Here is a 16,889-nt window from a genome sequence, read left to right on the forward strand (position 1 = left end):
TCTGCGAGGCACGTACACTATGCTTGATTTGCAAGGTTACGGCCCCCGCCTGATCGAAGGGGCGGGCGTCACCATTCAGCTAGCGGTGCTATCGCTGATACTGGCCATTGTACTTGGCCTGCTCACTGCTACCGCCAAAATGTCACGCAGCTGGCTACTTCACCGCACTGCAACGGTCTATACCACTGTGATTCGCGGTGTTCCTGACCTTGTATTGATGATGCTGCTGTTTTTCGGTGGGCAAATCGGCGTGAATGCCATCAGCGACGCGCTGTATTACAACTATGGCATTGATATTTACATCAATTTCAATGCCTTCGCGGCAGGTGTAATTACCATCGGCTTTATATTCGGTGCTTATATGGGCGAGACGTTCCGCGGCGCCTTTATGGCGGTGGAAAACGGCCAAATTGAAGCAGGTAAAGCCTATGGAATGAGCAATGCGCTGGTCTTTCGACGCATCCGCTTTCCACAAATGATGCGCCACGCGCTGCCGGGGCTTTCCAACAACTGGATGGTACTGCTCAAAACCACCGCTTTGGTCTCTGTTATCGGTTTAACCGATATGGTGCGTGTCGCCGCCGAGGCATCTCGAGCCACTCACGAACCCTTTGTGTTTCTACTGCCGGTAGCGGCGGTTTACCTGCTCATTGCCAGCGTGTCCGAGTGGATTTTCGCACGGCTACAAAAACGTTACGACATTGGCTTTGGGGGGCAGTGAGATGCTAGATATTTCTGCGTGGTTCAACGACCTGCTCGCTGGCAATCTGATTTTCACTCCCACGACGCTGGGCTACTACTGGGAAGGACTGGTCACTACGACGCAGCTTGTCTTCTTATCCCTGGTAGCAGGTTTAGTGCTCGCGGTGCCGCTGGCCATCATGCGCAGCTCTAAGCGTAAGTGGATCAGCCTGCCGGTTTATCTGTATACCTATGTGTTTCGCGGCACGCCGCTACTCATTCAGCTCTATATCATTTACTACGGCGTCGTGTTTATCGACGGCATTCAAGAAACATTTCTGTGGCCAATTCTGCGAGAAGCGTTCTACCCCGCGCTAATCGCCTTTACGCTTAACACCGCAGCCTACACCACCGAGATTTTCCGTGGGGCGATCAAGGCAACGTCTAAAGGTGAAATTGAGGCAGCAAGGGCCTACGGCATGTCCCAAAGCTTAATGATGCGTCGCATTATTATGCCCAGTGCGTTTCGGCGCGCGCTGCCCGCTTATGGCAACGAAGTGATCTTTATGCTGCATGCCAGTGCTATTGCCAGCGTTGTCACACTGATGGATCTCACAGGCGCTGCACGTTTTGTATATGCACGCTTTTACGCCCCTTTCGAAGCCTTTCTGTTTGTGGCAGCCATCTACCTTTGCCTCACTTTTGCAATTTTGTACTTTTTCCGTTTTCTGGAGAAAAAGCTGCTGGCCCACTTAAGGCCACAAACGAACTAAGCCGTCAGCTGTAAATAAAAATAAAACAACCGTCAAACAAACGTTGGTTCTGAATAAAACTCCCTCTTTCCGTTAGCCTCAACCTGGGGTACGTTAAGAGGGATCACTTCACGTGAACCTGTTAACTACGGAGTATAAAAAATGAAAAAACTCTTAACTGTTTCGGTACTTGGCTTTGCCATTGCTGCAGCCTCTTCCGCTCAAGCGCGCAATTATGATCACGTGCGCATTGGTGTTGACGTACCTTATGAGCCCATGGAGTACCGCACCGCTGATGGCGAGCTAACCGGTTTCGACATTGATCTTGGTAACGCCCTGTGCGAGAAAATCGGCATTACTTGTGAGTGGATCGAGCAGGAGTGGGACGGCATTATTCCTGGCCTAATGTCGCGTAACTACGACGCGATCATGTCCTCTATGACGATTAACGAAGAGCGTCGCCAGCAGGTGCTGTTCTCTGACCCCTACATCACGATGCCTTCCGCTTGGTTCGCGCCCAGCAGCTTAGATATCAGCGAAGCTAACGAAGAAACCCTGGCGGGTAAAACCATTGGTGTTCAGCGCGGCACACTACAAGATAATTTCGTGACCGATAATTTCAACAGTGTTGCCAATATCAGCCGCTACTCCACCGCTGATGACATGGTGCTGGATATGCAGGCACAGCGCCTGGACATCGTGTTCCTAGACTTCCCAATCGGCCAGTCTACGCTGCTAAACAACGATAATGCTGATTATGTTGTGGTCGGCGAACGCATCAGCGAGCCTAAAGAGTACTTTGGCGACGGCTTTGGCATTGCCTTCCGCCAGCGCGACGAAGCACTGGCAGAAAAATTCAATGACGCCCTCGCCGAGCTGAAAGACGATGGCACCTATGATGAAATCTTCGAGCGTTACTTCAGCGAAGATTAATTCTAGCGAGTTTTATAAGCCTCCCCGACTTGGGGAGGCTTATACCGCCAGAGGCCAATATGCATACACCTCTTTCTCTTTTTATAGCGCAAGTACTGTGCACACTTCGCCCAGGAAATAGCGGCAACATTGCTTGTTTCTACCTGAGCGAATGGTTCGACGAATAGCCTTCCCTTCTTGGCACGCCCGTGCCATCTCACGCCCCTACGCGTGATCCTTGCTATACGTTAATAATAACGTAAAGCAACTCTACGCTTAGCGCACTCCCCTACTATAGCTAACGTGAATTACCGCTAAGCATGCCATTATCAATATCAAAAAAAATCGCTTCAGGAGACTACTATGCGTTATGCAACGCTACCCCTCGCCGCTATGCTCGCGGCTGGTGTTTCTATGCCTTTCGTGACCACGACTGCAGTGGCGCGTGACTATACAGATATTCGCCTTGGGGTCGACATCCCCTACGAGCCTTTCATGTACCGAGAAGCAGACGGGACACTTACCGGCTTTGAAATTGAGTTAGGTAACGCGGTTTGTGATTACTTAGAAGCTAACTGCACCTGGGTTGAGCAAGACTGGGACGGCATTATTCCTGGGCTGCTCGCCCGTAACTACGATGCCATTATGTCCTCTATGGCGATTACCGATGAGCGTGCACAGCGGGTGCTGTTCTCTGAACCTTACTACACGACGCCCAGCGCCTGGATTACCACCCACGAACACGACATTGATATTGAAGACCGCGCCAGCCTTGAAGGCCTAACCGTAGGCGTTCAGCGCGCCACGCTGCAGGATAACTATGTCACTGAGCTATATGGCGACGTGCTTGAAATCCGCCGCTACACGGGTGTGGATGATGTCGTCACCGATCTTTTGGCCGGACGCTTAGACCTTACCTTCATGGATTACCCCATTGCCGAAGCAGCGATTGATATCGATACACCTGAGAGCGATTTCCAACGCATCAGTGATTTCATCAAAGAACCAGAGCATATCTTTGGTAAAGGCGTTGGCGTTGCTTTCCGTCCCCGTGACGAAGCTCTGGCAGAGCGTTTCAATGAAGCCTTGAGCGCACTCAAAGAGGACGGTACCTACGATGAAATCATGGGCCGTTACTTCAATTACGATGTGCGTTTATAAATACGCTTCGTACTCACTTTTCATAGGCACGATCTCTGCGCCGACCACTGGTCGGCGCATATTCACCACCTGCTGATTCCCCCGGGAAACACATGCTGACACTTGTTAAAAACGCCCAGCTGTTTACGCCAGAACCTCGCGGCCTTTGCCACCTATTAATTGCCGACCAGCGTATCGCAGCGGTATTGGATGCCGCTGAACCAGTAAACGCAGGGGCGCTAATTGCCACTATAGACCTTGAAGGACGCAGGGTAATTCCTGGGCTAGTTGACTCGCTAGTTCACTATATTGGTGGCGGCGGCGAAGGTGGGTTTGGCAACCGCACCGCCGAACTTAGCTTAGAAGATGCCTGCGCATCAGGCGTCACCACGTTAATTGGCGCGCTAGGCACCGATGCCCTAACCCGCACGCCGGCTAACTTAATTGGCAAAGCACGAGAACTCGCCGCTGGCGGCTTGACCACCTACGCCTATACCGGCTCTTACCAGCTGCCGCCGGTAACGCTTACCGGTTCGATTGCCAGCGATATTCTCTATATCCCAGAGTTTATCGGCGTAGGTGAAGTGGCGATTAGCGACCATCGCGGCTCTCAGCCCAGCACCCATGAACTAACACGGCTAGCCTCCGATGCCCGCACCGCTGGCTTGCTGGCAGGAAAATCCGGCATTGTGTTTATTCACACCGGAGACGCCGACACTCACCTGGAGCCGCTTCGCCAAGTGGCAAAGCATAGTGCTATACCGCTTTCACAGTTCTACCCCACTCACATCAATCGTACCGCCACTCTGTTTGAAGATGGCCTACGCTTTGCCCGGGAGGGTGGCCGAATCGACTTCACCACCAGCACAACACCGGAATTGCTGGCGGGCGGCGAAGTCCCTGCATCAGAGGCAGTGGCACGGGCACTAAAAGCACGTATTGAGCCTAGCCAGCTAAGTCTCTCTTCAGATGCCAATGCCTCGCTGCCAGAATTTGATAAGCAGCACCGTTTTATTGGTTTAAAACCCGGCAGACTAAGCAGTTTGTTTGACGTACTGGGCGAGTGCGTGAACGAGCATTGCATTCCTATGGAACAGGCGCTGCGCTGCGCTGCTACGACTGCCGCAGATGCACTAAAATTGCCCCATAAAGGCCGCTTACACGCCGGTGCTGACGCTGACTTTATCGTGCTTGCTGAAAATCGCTGGTCGATTGATCAAGTATGGGCATTAGGCAAACCGATTTACGATAGTGAATCCAATGGTAAAGTGCGCTAGCAAATAGCACTGTTTCAAAAACCGAACTTGCGCAGCCAAATCGGGTCTTTACTCCAGCATGGACACTTACAAGGAGGTACCATGGCTGAACAAATGGCAGCGCACTCGTCACCCGCGCCAGGTAAGGTGGAGGCGTTTCGCCCTTCATCGCACTGGACCGCATGGGGGCAGTGGCTCGCGCTTTTCACCATGACGGTGGATCATCTCACCCGCTATGTGCTGCCCGGCGCATGGGAATTAGACTGGGCAGGCTCGTCTATTGGCCGCATTGCTTTTCCGCTATTTGCGGCTATGGTGGCGTGGCATGGGCTGTTTAACACCCGTAACCCGTTGCGCTATTCCTGGCGAATTTTAATTATTGGGCTAGCGGCTCAAGTGCCTTATATGATGATGCCGCGCGCCTCCGATGCCTTTATTCTTAACGTCTGTTTTACCTTGGCAAGCGGTTTAGCCCTAGGTGCTTTAGTACGCCAGGGCTGGCAACACTATCTTCAGCAAACCCTTAGTTTGGGCTGGCTGATGCTGGGTGCCGGGCTTGGGGTGACTGCTTGGTACTTGCTAGGATTTTGGGTGGAGTATGGCCATAACGGACTGCTGCTGATACCGCTATTTATGTTCGCTATGCAGGCGCTTAGTGAAACCCGCGATGCGCTAATATCACGCCTTTGGGCGGGGTTAGCTGCTTTTCCCGTGTTATGGATTGCAGGTCAGATGAACGCCTCCGACATGGCAAAGTCGTTCACGGTGGCTACCTGTGTGGTTGTGCTCATGCTGGCCGCAGGCGCGGCACAGCGTGTACCACCCGTGGCGCTCGCCATGCCGCGACGACTCTGGTTAGCCTGGTACCCGGGGCACTTTGCACTTATTGCCCTGTGGCTACTGCTTAGCGGCCAGCTGGCAGGCTAGAAATTTCTTCAGCCACACGCTTGTTTACTTCATCACGCATCCAGGGCTGGTAGCGCTTTAGCCGCGCCCGGCCTTCGGTTTTCGCTTGGTACATCGCCGTATCAGCTTCTTTTAACACTTCAGCATGGTCGCACTTAGCCGCATTAAAACAGGTGTAGCCCATGCTAGGTGTTACCTCAACGGCACGATTCTCTAGCTGATACTTGCCAGATAAACTCTGCTGAACATTTTGCATATAGCTCTTCGCCTGGGCTTCCAATGCCTTAGGGGCCACCTCGTCAAACAGTGCTAGCAATACAAACTCGTCGCCACTTAAACGTGCGGCCATATCGCTCTCTTTTAAGCACTGCTCCAGGCGGCGAGCAACCTGTACCAATAGCTCATCACCAGCGGCGTGGCCCATGGTGTCGTTGATCAGCTTGAAACGATCCATATCTAGAAACATCACCAAGCCGCTACGCTGCTCGCTTTCATGCTCATTGCACAACGCTTTTAAACGCTCAATAAAGCACCGGCGGTTGGGCAGGTCAGTGAGCGCATCATAGAACGCCTGGCGATAAATAATCGCCTCATTGTGTTTACGCTCAGTGAAGTCTTCAATAATCGCCACTCCACCTACGCGCTCATCGTTGGCACTATTCACACCGTTAAAAAAAGCACGGAGCGGGGTGCCTTCTTTAGCGCTAGGCATGCGGAAAGTACCTTCGTAATACCCCGAGCCGTTTTCCAGGGCATCCTTGACTGCTTGCGCTACCTCACCATCCGCTGAGCGCGCCAGCATCCGGTAACCAATGAGCTGGGCACGGTCAACGCCGAGTATCTCTAGAAGTTTATGGTTACAGTCGGTGATCCAGCCATGGGCATCAAAATGCAGCACTCCTAATGGCGAATGGTGGAAAATAGAGCGGTAGCGATTCTCACTCTCTTGCAGCTGCGCTTCCCGTGCTGCCATGCTCACTCGAAGGGCAATATTATCGTGAATCGTGTAGCTAAAGCGCCGGCTGGCAATCAGAATCAGTGCTAAAAACAGCACGAGCATCAAGCCGATCAAAATCGACAGAGACGTGCCCATCAGCATGAACTGAATTTTTAATGGCAATAAAATGGGCAGCACAAAGCCCAGCGCTACCCACCATACCGAAGAGAGCGTTGTGACGCCGCCTGCCGCAATGCCTGCTAATACAATGGAAAGCGCCGCCACTTGTCCTGGGTGTTCCGTGCTAAATAGCAGTATCCCCGAGGCCCCCCACACACAGCCAGCAGCAATTGCTCCCATGGTAAACCAGCGCAGCCAGCGGTGGCGCTGCTGCTGCGTAATAGGCAGCTGTTTAAAGCGATAGGCCAATGAGAGTCGCAAGCCGGACACGACCGCAAGCGTCACAAACCAGCCAACCAGTAAAACAGCGTTAACCACGGGCCACATAGCGGCGACCAGTAACCCACCCGCGAGCACGCTACTTAGCACCGGCTGCCACAGGTTATCGTAGAGTAAACGTACTTTTTCGCAGCGTAAGCGCTGCTGTGTCAGAAGATGGTCGCGCTGATAACCACTGCGCAGCCCAGACGCCGTAGCCGTTGTGGCTAAAAAGCTGGGGGGCGGCATACAAACTCCCTGTATTTATGTCGGCTTATAACCAATCTTATTTGCTTGTGCGAACAATGTTCACACGTTTGTTTTAGCACGTTTACGAAATAAAAGTAGCCTATGAGCTAATAAAAAGCCGCCTGAGGTTAGGCGGCTGGTAAAAAAAGCTTTAAAAGAAGCTTTTTTACTGAGAAATATTAAAACTCCACGCCACGGGCGGGGCATCAGGTATCAGCGCTTGGCAGGCGCGCACCTTTTCAATCAGTTCAGCGTGGTTAGCGGCGACGACGTTCACATGGGCCAGCTTACGTCCGGTGCGCTCGGCTTTATCGTAGCGGTGAAGGTGCGCATGCCCCAGCGCCAGCAGCGCAGCGTTGTCGCCTTCGCGGCCAATCACATTAACCATGCAGGTAGGGGCTATCGCCTCAGTGCTGCCCAGCGGCAACCCCTGCACGGCGCGCAGGTGATTCTCAAACTGGCTAGTGACCGCACCATCCATGGTCCAGTGCCCAGAGTTGTGCACGCGGGGCGCCATTTCATTCGCTAACAGCCCACCATCGCGGGTTTGGAACAGCTCTAGCGCCAGCACGCCTACGTAGTCCAATTCATCCAACAAGGCACGGATATAGCCATCGGCGGTTTGCTGAACGCTGGCGTCTAAATCGGGCAGTGGCGCAACGGAGTAACGCAAAATACCATCAACGTGCTGATTTTCTGCCATGGGGTAGAACACCACCTCACCATCGCGGCCGCGCACAGCAATCATCGAGACTTCGCGCACAAAATCCACAAAGGCCTCAACGACCAGCTGCGGGTGGCCAATAGCCTTCCACGCGTCATGCGCTTGCTCTGGTGCTTTTAGTACCGCCTGCCCTTTGCCGTCGTAGCCCTCAGTCACCGACTTAGCCACCACCGGGCAGCCTAACTCAACCGCTGCAGCTTCAAGCTGCTCTGCGCTCTCCACCACACGGTAAGCAGGCGTGGGGATACCCAAACGATCAAACAGGGTTTTCTCTTCAACACGATTTTGACACACCGCAATCGCGCGGCTGCTGGGGTATACCGGTTTGTGCTGCTCAATCTGCTGCACAAGCTCAACCGGCAAGTGCTCAAACTCGTAGGTCACCACATCGACCTTATCGAGAAACTCCGCCAAACGCTGGTTATCAGGGTCGACAATCACCTCACCAATCCCCGCGCTCGGGTTGCCGGTAGTATCTAAAAACGTAAAGCGATTACCTAGAGGGTAGCCCGCCAGCGCTAACATGCGACCCAACTGGCCGGCACCTAAGATGCCAATGTTCTTTGAGATGCCAGAACTCATTACCAGAACTCCTTAGTTCGCTTCCGCATCGGGGCGCGGGTCAGGGTTATCCAGCACTAGCTGGGTTTGCTCGGCACGGAAAGCTTCCACTGCTTCGCGGATAGCGGTGTCTTGCAAACCAACAATTTGCGCTGCCAGCAAACCGGCATTGGTGGCCCCGGCCTTGCCAATGGCCAGCGTACCCACCGCAATACCGCCGGGCATTTGCGCAATAGAGAGCAGCGAATCCAAGCCTTTCAACGCTTTGGATTCAACCGGCACGCCCAGCACCGGAAGCGCCGTTTGCGAGGCCACCATGCCTGGCAAGTGGGCCGCACCGCCTGCACCCGCCACAATTACCTGGAGGCCACGCTCAGCAGCACTTTTCGCATATTCGAACAGCAGGTCTGGGGTCCGATGCGCTGACACCACGCGGGTTTCATAGGCAACGCCCAACCGCTCTAACATCGCCACCGCGTGCTCCATGACCGGCCAATCAGATTTTGACCCCATGATCACGCCCACTTTAGGTGCGCTGTTCGACATGCAAAAACTCCTCGGCCAACGGCCTCGTTAAGCAAAAAAGCAGTGGAAAAAGCCGCACACAGTGCGCAGCTCACTCAGAAATAGGAAGGCGCGTAGTTTACCAGAGCCGTAACCGTTTGCGGGCGTTTGCGTGATCGTGAAATTTTCATCAAATTAGGCATTGAAAAGCGCGCGACTTGGCGGCATTGTGTGATTGTCATTTCAGACTGATGGAGTCCCATGAGTACGGCATACTCAACCGCTTACGCAGAAACGCTGGATCCTCCGCGAAGCAGCCCTGACCTCGACGTCAGGGATTTAGAAAAACGTACGCGCCTAATGCGTATTATTACCCGTCTGATTGCTATTTCAGACCTAGGAAGTCGTGATATCGCCCGCCGGGCGGGTCTTCCAGTGCAAAAGGTCAGCGACCTGCTCGCCGGAAGGCTTGAGCACCTCAACATTGACGAACTCAATGTACTGCGTCGCACCCTAGAGCTGGAGGCGCCATAGCAACAGCTGCTACATCAGAATCTCCCCTCTTTTCAATACAGGCTGGCCCATTGGGTCAGCCTGTTTTTATTTGTACCGCTTAATAGACGATATTTCGTTAAAACAATCAGTTAGCGCTCTAAGATTAAGAAAGCATTAAGAAATCCACGCTAACCCATTGACGGTAATCAATTTTTTCCTTCAGCTTGAGGCGTAACCTTAGCCTATACCGACCATTCGCCCCCTGCGAATGACGCTTTATCCGCTAAGGAGGCGCTATGGACGCCATACGCCGTTCGCTACTCGGCCAATTAGCCCGCTTAAGCGCAGGCGCTGCGCTAGTACCGCTTTCAAGCCTTGCCCAAGCCGGCATTAATCAACAGCCGGCCCGCCGCGAAGGTGACCCCACTAAACGCTACGGCATGCTGATTGATCTTCGCCAGTGCATCGGCTGCCAAGCCTGCACGGTGTCGTGCCATATTGAGAACGCCGCTCCGCTTGGCCAATTTCGCACCACGGTCTCCCAGTACGAAGTGCAACACCAGGAGAGTGGTGAACTTGCCACGTTTATGCTGCCGAGGCTGTGCAATCACTGCGAAAACCCACCCTGCGTGCCCGTTTGCCCCGTTGAAGCCACCTATCAACAGCAAGATGGCATCGTCGTGGTGGACAGTGACCGCTGCGTGGGCTGCGCTTATTGTGTTAACGCCTGCCCTTACGATGCCCGCTTTATTAACGAGCGAACCCAAACCGCCGACAAGTGCACGTTCTGTGCGCATCGTTTAGAGGCGGGACTACTGCCCGCCTGTGTCGAAAGCTGTGTTGGAGGGGCGCGGATTATTGGTGATATGCGCAATCCGGACAGCCAAATCAGCCGCATGATTCAGGAGCACCGTGATGCACTGATGGTGCTTCAGCCAGAAAAAAATACGCTTCCCCAAGTGTTTTACCTCGGTATGGATGAGCGGTTCACCACACGCCCCGTAGCGGAACCGGTGGCTCTTGAAGTGCTCGACCCCCACGGCCAGGAGATGGGCTATGAATTCCACCATTGAACTACTCGCTCCCCGCTATGACATCGCCTGGTACCCCTGGGCGGTACAGTACTTTTTTCTGATCGCAATCTCCTACGCAAGTGTGTGGCTAACTGCCCCGGCCTTAATATTTGGCAAACAAGCGTGGTTACCTACAGCACGTCTGGCGCTTATCGCCTGCGTTAGTACGACGCTAGTAGCACCGGTAGCCTTACTGGCAGATTTACACCAGCCGTTGCGTTTCTGGCACTTCTACGCCTACGCCAACACCCATTCGTGGATGTCGATTGGCAGCGTGGTACTGCCAGTTTACCTGATCAGTGTATTAGGCCTTGCCTGGCTGGCCTGGCGCCCTGCATTGCAGGCTCAGCGGAGTGCGTCAGGGCTTGGCGGGCTTATCGCAAAGTGGCTGAGCCTAGGCAATGGAGCCACGCCGAGAGTGCTGGTGGCCATTGTTGGGCTAACCGCGCTACTGCTTTCTAGCGGCATTATGCTCTACACCGGGGCGGAGCTGGCCGTTGTTAAAGCGCGTCCGTTATGGAACACCCTATGGCTGCCACCCATGCTGGTCGCCACCGGATTTATCGCTGCGGCTGGACTAGTGCTGGTACTAAACCGTGCAAGCGGGCTGCGTTCAAACGACGCTACCCGGCAAATGCTCTATGTACTGTTAGCCTTCTGTGCAGTCGCTGGTTTGATAGCGCTTAGCTGGTTATTAGATGGCATGAATGCCCACGTAGGTTCTGTGGCGGCGGCGCTTGAATCTGTGCGCCACAGTCCCTCTTGGCGCAGCACTGCGCTGTGGGGCAGTGTGACCGGAGCAGCACTCTTTGCAGTTGTTGCGCTTTTACTCTTGCGCCCACCCCATCGCCAGCCCGCACTTTTTGCCTGGGCATGGCTACTAGGCCTCGTGGCGATTCATATGGGCTGGATGTTCCGCTGGGTAGTACTGATGGATGTTCAACATGTGGCCCGTAACAGCGCAGGTTTCCACCACTACGGCATTCCCGCTGGCTCTTCCGGCATCTTAGGCATCGTGGGTACGTTTGGGCTTTGGCTCGCCGCTATCTTACTGATTGAGCTATTTATTCCATGGCGGCAAGCCCAGCAAGGTGGCGTTAAACCGCCGCCCTCTTTCGATACCAATACACCCAGTGACTCGCTTAACGCCGAACAAGGAGCGCCTAACCATGGCTAAGTCTGCTCAAGACCCCTCACGCCGCCGGTTTCTAAAAGGCGCTGCTGCCGCGGGCGGTGCCGCCACCTTTGCGGTGGGCTATGCCGACCCACTGGCCAAAATGGCCAAGGGCGTTAGCGGCAGCGCGGGTGAAAAACCTAAGCACAATATTCATGGCAACTCGCTAACACCGGAATACCGCGTTGATTTAGACACCGGCGAGCTAACCCTCACACCCGACCAACGCACCGCCTTTACCATTTGCTACGGCTGCACCACCCAGTGCGGCGTCAGGGTGCGAGTTGATGACACCCAGGGCGAAGTGCTGCGAGTGTCTGGTAACCCTTACCACCCTCTCTCTGCCGACGATCATCTACCTATGCGCACCCCAGTGGCCGATGCGCTTCGCAGCGTCAGCGCTTACGGCGAACAGGGCCAAGTAAATCGCTCTACCGCTTGCGCCCGTGGTAACTCAATGATGAGCCAGATCACCAACCCTTTCAGGATCGACCACTGCCTTAAACGGGTGGGTAAGCGCGGTAATCGGGAGTGGCAAAAAATCTCGTTTGAACAGCTGATTGAAGAGATTTGTGAGGGGGGCGATCTGTTTGGTGAAGGCCATGTGGATGGGCTGCGCGCCATTCACGACCACGACACGCCTATCGACCCTGCCAACCCAGAGTACGGCCCCAAGGCGAACCAGCTGATGGTGATGGAAGCCACCGACTACGGGCGCTCCGATTTACTCAAGCGCTTCACGCTCAACGCCTTTGCTACCCGCAACTACGGCCACCACGGCGCTTATTGCGGCTTGGCGTTCCGCATGGGGTCGGGGGCCGTGATGAACAATATTGTCACTAATGCCCATGTAAAACCCGATATTCAGAACGCACAGTTCATCATGTATATCGGCTGCGCGCCCAGCCAAGCAGGCAACCCGTTTAAGCGTCAAGGCCGCTTGCTTGCTCAGGCACGCGCCGCAGGAACCCTTGAGTACGTGGTAGTCGACCCCGCGCTAAATGCCGCCACTTCCCACGCGGCGGATAATAACCGCTGGGTGCCCATTCGCCCCGGCACCGACAGCGCCTTTGCCATGGCGATGATTCAGTGGCTACTGGATAACGAGGGTTACGCCAGCGACTTCCTCGCCCTGCCGGGCCAGTCCGCCGCCGATGCCGCAGGCGAGACCACACACTCCAACGCGACGCATTTGGTCATTGATACCTTCGAGCACCCACGCCGTGGCTACTTTTTGCGCGCCAGCGATTTGGGCCTTTCCGAAGCCAGTAGCGATGCGGATATACCGGTCGTGGTGGCCGACGGCGAACTCGCCCTAAGCGAAGATGTCATGGCCGCCGAGCTATTTGCCGAGCGCGCGGTAGAGCTGGCCGATGGCAGCACCGTCACCGTTAAAACCAGCCTAACGTTGCTGCGTGAATCGGCCCATGAATACGACATGGACACCTACGCGGAACACTGTGGTATTCCCAAAGCAACGATTATCGATTTAGCCAAAAAGTACGCCAGCCACGGGCGTAAGGCAGCCGTTAATTGCCACGGCGGTATGATGTCAGGCAACGGCTTCTACGCTGCCTTTGGCGTTCAAATGCTCAACCTATTGGCTGCCAACTACAACATAAAAGGTGGCAGCGCGGTGGGGGGTGGCACCTACAGCGGTACGGGAGAAGGCCCGCGCTACGATTTAGCCAACTTCCCCGGCAAGCGTGGCCCTCAGGGCGTGTTCCTTTCACGCTCACGCTTTCCTTATGAAAAATCATCGGAGTACCAGCGCAAGGTCGCCGCCGGGGAAAACCCATACCCTGCCAAGGCGCCCTGGCGCTCCTTAGCACCACCTACACTCACCGAGCATTTACCTTCAGCACTCGATGGCTACCCTTATCCCATTAAAGCGGTGATTGGCTGCATGGCTAACCCGGTTTATGGCCAAGCGGGCTTAAAAGGCGTGGTTGTTGATAAGTTGAAAGATCCCAAGCGCTTGGGGCTGTTTGTCGCGGTTGATGGCTTTATCAACGAGACCAACCGCTACGCCGATTACATCGTACCGGACTCAGTGATGTACGAAGTATGGGGCTTTGCAGGCTCCTGGAAAGGCACGCTGGGCAAGCTGACTACCGCCTGCTGGCCAGTGGTGGAACCGCGCCAACAAAAGACCGCCGACGGTGAGCCGGTATCCATGGACAGCTTCTTTATTGCCGTGGCCAAACGGCTAGGGCTACCCGGCTTTGGGGACAACGCCATTCCCGATGCCGACGGCAACCTTCACCCGCTCAACCGCGCCGAAGACTATTACTTGCGTGCGGCCGCCAATATCGCCTTTCAGGACGAGCCGCTGCCGGAAGCAAATGACGCCGATGTTGCTCATAGCGGTATTGCGCCACTGCTACCCAAGCTTGAACGCACGCTGAAAGCCGCCGAGCGCAAACGTGTAGCGTACCTTTACGCACGAGGTGGGCGCTTTGAAGATGCCAGCGAACACTTTGTTGGCGAGCATTTGAAACACCAGTGGAAACAGACCTTATGCGTTTACAACGAAGCGGTAGGCACCAGCATTGACACCACTAACGGCCTGCCCAACATCGGCGTGCCGTGCCATAAGCTGCCCCAGCTGGCGAACAAACAGGCCATGCGTGAGGTGTTCTCAGAACAGGAATGGCCGCTGCTGGCGTTTTCGTTCAAATCTAACCTGATGAACTCCTATGCTATCGGCAACGAGCGGCTGCGGATGATCAAGCCTTATAACCCAGTACAAATGCACCGCCAAGACGCCGAGCGCTTTGGTATTCAGCATGGCGACACCATTCGCATTGAAAGCCCTGGCGGCAGCGTGGTGGGGCTAGCCCTGGTAAGCGAAAGCGTTGTGCCCGGCGCCCTGGGCATAGAGCATGGCTACGGCCATAAAGATTTAGGCGCCACACCGCATATTATTGACGGTAAGTCCCAGCCAGATATGCCGTGGATGCGGGCAGGCATCAACATCAACGACTTGGGGTTTAAAGACCCTACGCGGTCGGTAGATGGCACTTGGCTGGAGCCTATTAGCGGTGCCAGCGTGCGCCAAGGGTTACCGGTTAAAGTAAGCCGCGTATAAACCGTTTGGGGTAGTGACGCTACAGAGTGATCACTACCCCACCTAAAGCAACCACAATCACCACTGCCCATGCAGGCAGTTTCCAGATGGTTAACAGTAAGAACCCAGTGAGCGCCAGCGCAAACTCGTAAGGCCCTACAATGGCGCTGGTCCACACGGGGTTGTACAACGCTGCCCCTAAAATGCCCACTACCGCCGCATTGGCCCCGCGCATCAACGCCTGAGCGCTGCCCCACTGGCGGAAGCGGTTCCAAAACGGCAGCACGCCTACCAACAGCAAAAAGCCTGGCACGAAAATCGCCAGCAGCGCCAACAGTGTGCCGATCATGCTGGGCAACCCAGGTAGTAGTGCCCCTAGGTAGGCCGCAAAGGTGAACAGCGGCCCCGGCACGGCCTGTGCAGCCCCATAGCCAGTCAAGAACTCATCCGCCGTTATCCAGCCCGACTGCACTACTTCAGCTTCCAGCAGCGGCAACACCACATGACCACCACCAAAGACCAGCGCACCCGAACGGTAGAACGCATCCACCACGGCCAACCACATCGCCCCACCGGCCAGTAGCGGCAATAGCACCAGCAGTGAAACAAACAGCCCCAAAGAGATCATGCCCACCTTCCGGGACACCGCAACATGCAGCGAGTCCGCCAGCTCGCCCTGAGCGCTTTCGCGGCAGAGCATTAGCCCCGCCAAACCACCCAGCACAATCGCACTCACCTGACCCAACGGCCCACTTACCATGACCACCACGGCAAACACCGCCGCAAGCGCAATACCTGCTCGGGTTTTATCCGGGCAGAGGTTACGCGCCATCCCCCACACCGCATGGGCCACAATGGCCACCGCCACAACCTTCAAGCCGTGAATAATGCCACTGGCAATTGGCCCATCCAGCACTGCCGCACCCATGGCAAACAGCGCCAACACCGACGCCGAAGGCAGCGTGAATGCCAGCCATGCCATGGCCGCGCCCCAAGGGCCTGCCCGCATTAACCCCAACGCAAAGCCTACCTGACTGCTAGCCGGCCCCGGCAAAAACTGGCATAGCGCGACTAAATCCGCGTAGGCCTGCTCAGTAAGCCATTTGCGCCGCGCCACAAACTCCGTGCGAAAGTAGCCAAGGTGTGCGACCGGCCCACCAAACGAGGTAAGCCCCAGGGCCAGAAACGCCCAAAACACTTCACTTATCCGCCCTTTTGGCGGCGCCTGTTCTGCCATTGTTCCCACCGTTTAGCCAATTAAAAAGCGCAAGGCTCAATGTTAAGCCTTGCGCTTGACTGCTTGATGACATTCCCTATGGTCATCTATAAGGGGCAGCATGGTGACGCCGCTTTACGCTTAGTCGGTGACCGCACCCGTACTCGCAGAACTGACCAACTTGGCGTATTTCGCCAGTACACCGCGCGTATAACGAGGTGCTGGCTGCTGCCAAGCCGCGCGGCGGCGCATCATCTCCTCGTCACTGATATGTACATCAATGGTGTCCTCTTCGGCGTCGATGGTGATGGCATCGCCATCTTCTACCAGCGCCAGCGGGCCACCGTCGAAGGCTTCCGGCGACACATGCCCCACCACAAACCCGTGGCTACCGCCAGAGAAGCGGCCGTCGGTAATCAGCGCCACATCGTTGCCCAGTCCACGGCCCATAATCGCCGAGGTAGGCGTGAGCATTTCGCGCATGCCAGGGCCGCCTTTCGGGCCTTCGTAGCGAATCACCACCACATCGCCCGCCACCACGGTGCCGTCGTTGATGCGTGCCTGGGCTTCCTCTTCCGAGCCAAACACCCGCGCCGAGCCGCTAAAGCGCGTGCCCTCTTTGCCGGTGATTTTCGCCACCGCGCCTTCCGGCGCTAAGTTACCAAACAAAATACGCAGATGGCTTTCGCCTTTAAGCGGGTTACCCAGCGGCGCGATGATCTGCTGATCAATGGGATAAGGCTCCACATCGGCTAAGTTCTCTTCCAGCGTTTTACCCGTGACCGTTAGGCAGTCGCCGTT

Annotated in this window: 14 protein-coding genes and 1 pseudogene; 10 read left to right on the forward strand and 5 right to left on the reverse strand. The window is 55.3% G+C overall.

Annotated features, from left to right (window positions below; translation table 11 throughout):
- The first annotated feature begins 19 nt into the window (after window positions 1-19).
- The 6 genes from MOY_RS05040 to MOY_RS05065 all read left to right on the forward strand — a co-directional run bounded on the left by MOY_RS05040 (window position 20) and on the right by MOY_RS05065 (window position 5,668).
- Window positions 20-721, forward strand: a complete 702-nt coding sequence (locus tag MOY_RS05040) for an ABC transporter permease (RefSeq protein WP_009097192.1) — start codon at window positions 20-22, stop codon at window positions 719-721.
- A gap of 1 nt (window position 722) precedes the next feature.
- Entirely contained in the window at window positions 723-1,454 is a 732-nt protein-coding gene (locus tag MOY_RS05045) for an ABC transporter permease (RefSeq protein WP_009097194.1), read from the forward strand.
- Between the two features lie 141 nt (window positions 1,455-1,595).
- Window positions 1,596-2,366 (forward strand): transporter substrate-binding domain-containing protein, encoded by a 771-nt coding sequence (locus MOY_RS05050; protein WP_009097196.1) that lies wholly within the window; start codon window positions 1,596-1,598, stop codon window positions 2,364-2,366.
- A gap of 342 nt (window positions 2,367-2,708) precedes the next feature.
- A complete protein-coding gene (locus tag MOY_RS05055) occupies window positions 2,709-3,506 on the forward strand; it encodes a transporter substrate-binding domain-containing protein (protein WP_009097198.1) in 798 nt (265 codons plus the stop codon).
- Window positions 3,507-3,598: 92 nt separating this feature from the next.
- Complete coding sequence (gene iadA, locus MOY_RS05060; protein ID WP_009097200.1) at window positions 3,599-4,762, forward strand: beta-aspartyl-peptidase; 1,164 nt, start codon at window positions 3,599-3,601, stop codon at window positions 4,760-4,762.
- Between the two features lie 81 nt (window positions 4,763-4,843).
- Complete coding sequence (locus tag MOY_RS05065; RefSeq protein ID WP_009097201.1) at window positions 4,844-5,668, forward strand: TraX family protein; 825 nt, start codon at window positions 4,844-4,846, stop codon at window positions 5,666-5,668.
- Here MOY_RS05065 and MOY_RS05070 read toward each other — a convergent pair.
- The 3 genes from MOY_RS05070 to purE form a co-directional block, all read right to left on the reverse strand.
- Window positions 5,646-7,271 carry a diguanylate cyclase domain-containing protein gene (locus MOY_RS05070; protein WP_009097203.1) on the reverse strand — a complete coding sequence of 542 codons (1,626 nt, stop codon included), beginning with the start codon at window positions 7,269-7,271 and terminating at the stop codon, window positions 5,646-5,648. The genes MOY_RS05065 and MOY_RS05070 overlap by 23 nt on opposite strands.
- 166 nt (window positions 7,272-7,437) lie before the next feature.
- A complete protein-coding gene (locus MOY_RS05075) occupies window positions 7,438-8,577 on the reverse strand; it encodes a 5-(carboxyamino)imidazole ribonucleotide synthase (RefSeq protein ID WP_009097205.1) in 1,140 nt (379 codons plus the stop codon).
- 12 nt (window positions 8,578-8,589) lie between these two features.
- Complete coding sequence (purE, locus tag MOY_RS05080) at window positions 8,590-9,102, reverse strand: 5-(carboxyamino)imidazole ribonucleotide mutase (RefSeq protein ID WP_009097207.1); 513 nt, start codon at window positions 9,100-9,102, stop codon at window positions 8,590-8,592.
- 219 nt (window positions 9,103-9,321) lie between these two features.
- Here purE and MOY_RS05085 point away from each other — a divergent pair, with 219 nt between their 5' ends.
- The 4 genes from MOY_RS05085 to MOY_RS05100 all read left to right on the forward strand — a co-directional run bounded on the left by MOY_RS05085 (window position 9,322) and on the right by MOY_RS05100 (window position 14,893).
- Complete coding sequence (locus tag MOY_RS05085) at window positions 9,322-9,594, forward strand: XRE family transcriptional regulator (protein WP_009097209.1); 273 nt, start codon at window positions 9,322-9,324, stop codon at window positions 9,592-9,594.
- A gap of 257 nt (window positions 9,595-9,851) precedes the next feature.
- The gene (gene dsrO, locus MOY_RS05090; protein WP_009097211.1) at window positions 9,852-10,628 is read left to right on the forward strand and encodes a sulfate reduction electron transfer complex DsrMKJOP subunit DsrO; all 777 of its coding nucleotides are present in this window, start codon (window positions 9,852-9,854) and stop codon (window positions 10,626-10,628) included.
- Complete coding sequence (nrfD, locus tag MOY_RS05095) at window positions 10,612-11,805, forward strand: NrfD/PsrC family molybdoenzyme membrane anchor subunit (protein WP_009097214.1); 1,194 nt, start codon at window positions 10,612-10,614, stop codon at window positions 11,803-11,805. Before dsrO ends, nrfD begins: the two co-directional genes overlap by 17 nt.
- Entirely contained in the window at window positions 11,798-14,893 is a 3,096-nt protein-coding gene (locus MOY_RS05100) for a molybdopterin dinucleotide binding domain-containing protein (RefSeq protein WP_009097216.1), read from the forward strand. The genes nrfD and MOY_RS05100 overlap by 8 nt, the downstream gene beginning before the upstream one ends.
- Before the next feature lie 19 nt (window positions 14,894-14,912).
- Here the strand turns inward: MOY_RS05100 and chrA are convergent, their stop codons facing one another.
- Complete coding sequence (gene chrA / locus MOY_RS05105; protein ID WP_009097217.1) at window positions 14,913-16,109, reverse strand: chromate efflux transporter; 1,197 nt, start codon at window positions 16,107-16,109, stop codon at window positions 14,913-14,915.
- 120 nt (window positions 16,110-16,229) lie between these two features.
- A pseudogene (locus tag MOY_RS05110) lies at window positions 16,230-16,889 on the reverse strand (dihydroxy-acid dehydratase domain-containing protein); the annotation flags it as partial.

This window comes from Halomonas sp. GFAJ-1 (assembly GCF_000236625.2).
In the GTDB taxonomy this organism is placed as follows: Bacteria; Pseudomonadota; Gammaproteobacteria; order Pseudomonadales; family Halomonadaceae; genus Vreelandella.

What these genes read in the sequence shown, in the direction of transcription:
- MOY_RS05040 (WP_009097192.1), top strand. Translation starts at nt 20, where the DNA reads ATGCTTGATTTGCAAGGTTACGGCCCCCGCCTGATCGAAGGGGCGGGC.
- MOY_RS05045 (WP_009097194.1), top strand. Translation starts at nt 723, where the DNA reads ATGCTAGATATTTCTGCGTGGTTCAACGACCTGCTCGCTGGCAATCTG.
- MOY_RS05050 (WP_009097196.1), top strand. Translation starts at nt 1,596, where the DNA reads ATGAAAAAACTCTTAACTGTTTCGGTACTTGGCTTTGCCATTGCTGCA.
- MOY_RS05055 (WP_009097198.1), top strand. Translation starts at nt 2,709, where the DNA reads ATGCGTTATGCAACGCTACCCCTCGCCGCTATGCTCGCGGCTGGTGTT.
- iadA (WP_009097200.1), top strand. Translation starts at nt 3,599, where the DNA reads ATGCTGACACTTGTTAAAAACGCCCAGCTGTTTACGCCAGAACCTCGC.
- MOY_RS05065 (WP_009097201.1), top strand. Translation starts at nt 4,844, where the DNA reads ATGGCTGAACAAATGGCAGCGCACTCGTCACCCGCGCCAGGTAAGGTG.
- MOY_RS05070 (WP_009097203.1), bottom strand. Translation starts at nt 7,271, where the DNA reads ATGCCGCCCCCCAGCTTTTTAGCCACAACGGCTACGGCGTCTGGGCTG.
- MOY_RS05075 (WP_009097205.1), bottom strand. Translation starts at nt 8,577, where the DNA reads ATGAGTTCTGGCATCTCAAAGAACATTGGCATCTTAGGTGCCGGCCAG.
- purE (WP_009097207.1), bottom strand. Translation starts at nt 9,102, where the DNA reads ATGTCGAACAGCGCACCTAAAGTGGGCGTGATCATGGGGTCAAAATCT.
- MOY_RS05085 (WP_009097209.1), top strand. Translation starts at nt 9,322, where the DNA reads ATGAGTACGGCATACTCAACCGCTTACGCAGAAACGCTGGATCCTCCG.
- dsrO (WP_009097211.1), top strand. Translation starts at nt 9,852, where the DNA reads ATGGACGCCATACGCCGTTCGCTACTCGGCCAATTAGCCCGCTTAAGC.
- nrfD (WP_009097214.1), top strand. Translation starts at nt 10,612, where the DNA reads ATGAATTCCACCATTGAACTACTCGCTCCCCGCTATGACATCGCCTGG.
- MOY_RS05100 (WP_009097216.1), top strand. Translation starts at nt 11,798, where the DNA reads ATGGCTAAGTCTGCTCAAGACCCCTCACGCCGCCGGTTTCTAAAAGGC.
- chrA (WP_009097217.1), bottom strand. Translation starts at nt 16,109, where the DNA reads ATGGCAGAACAGGCGCCGCCAAAAGGGCGGATAAGTGAAGTGTTTTGG.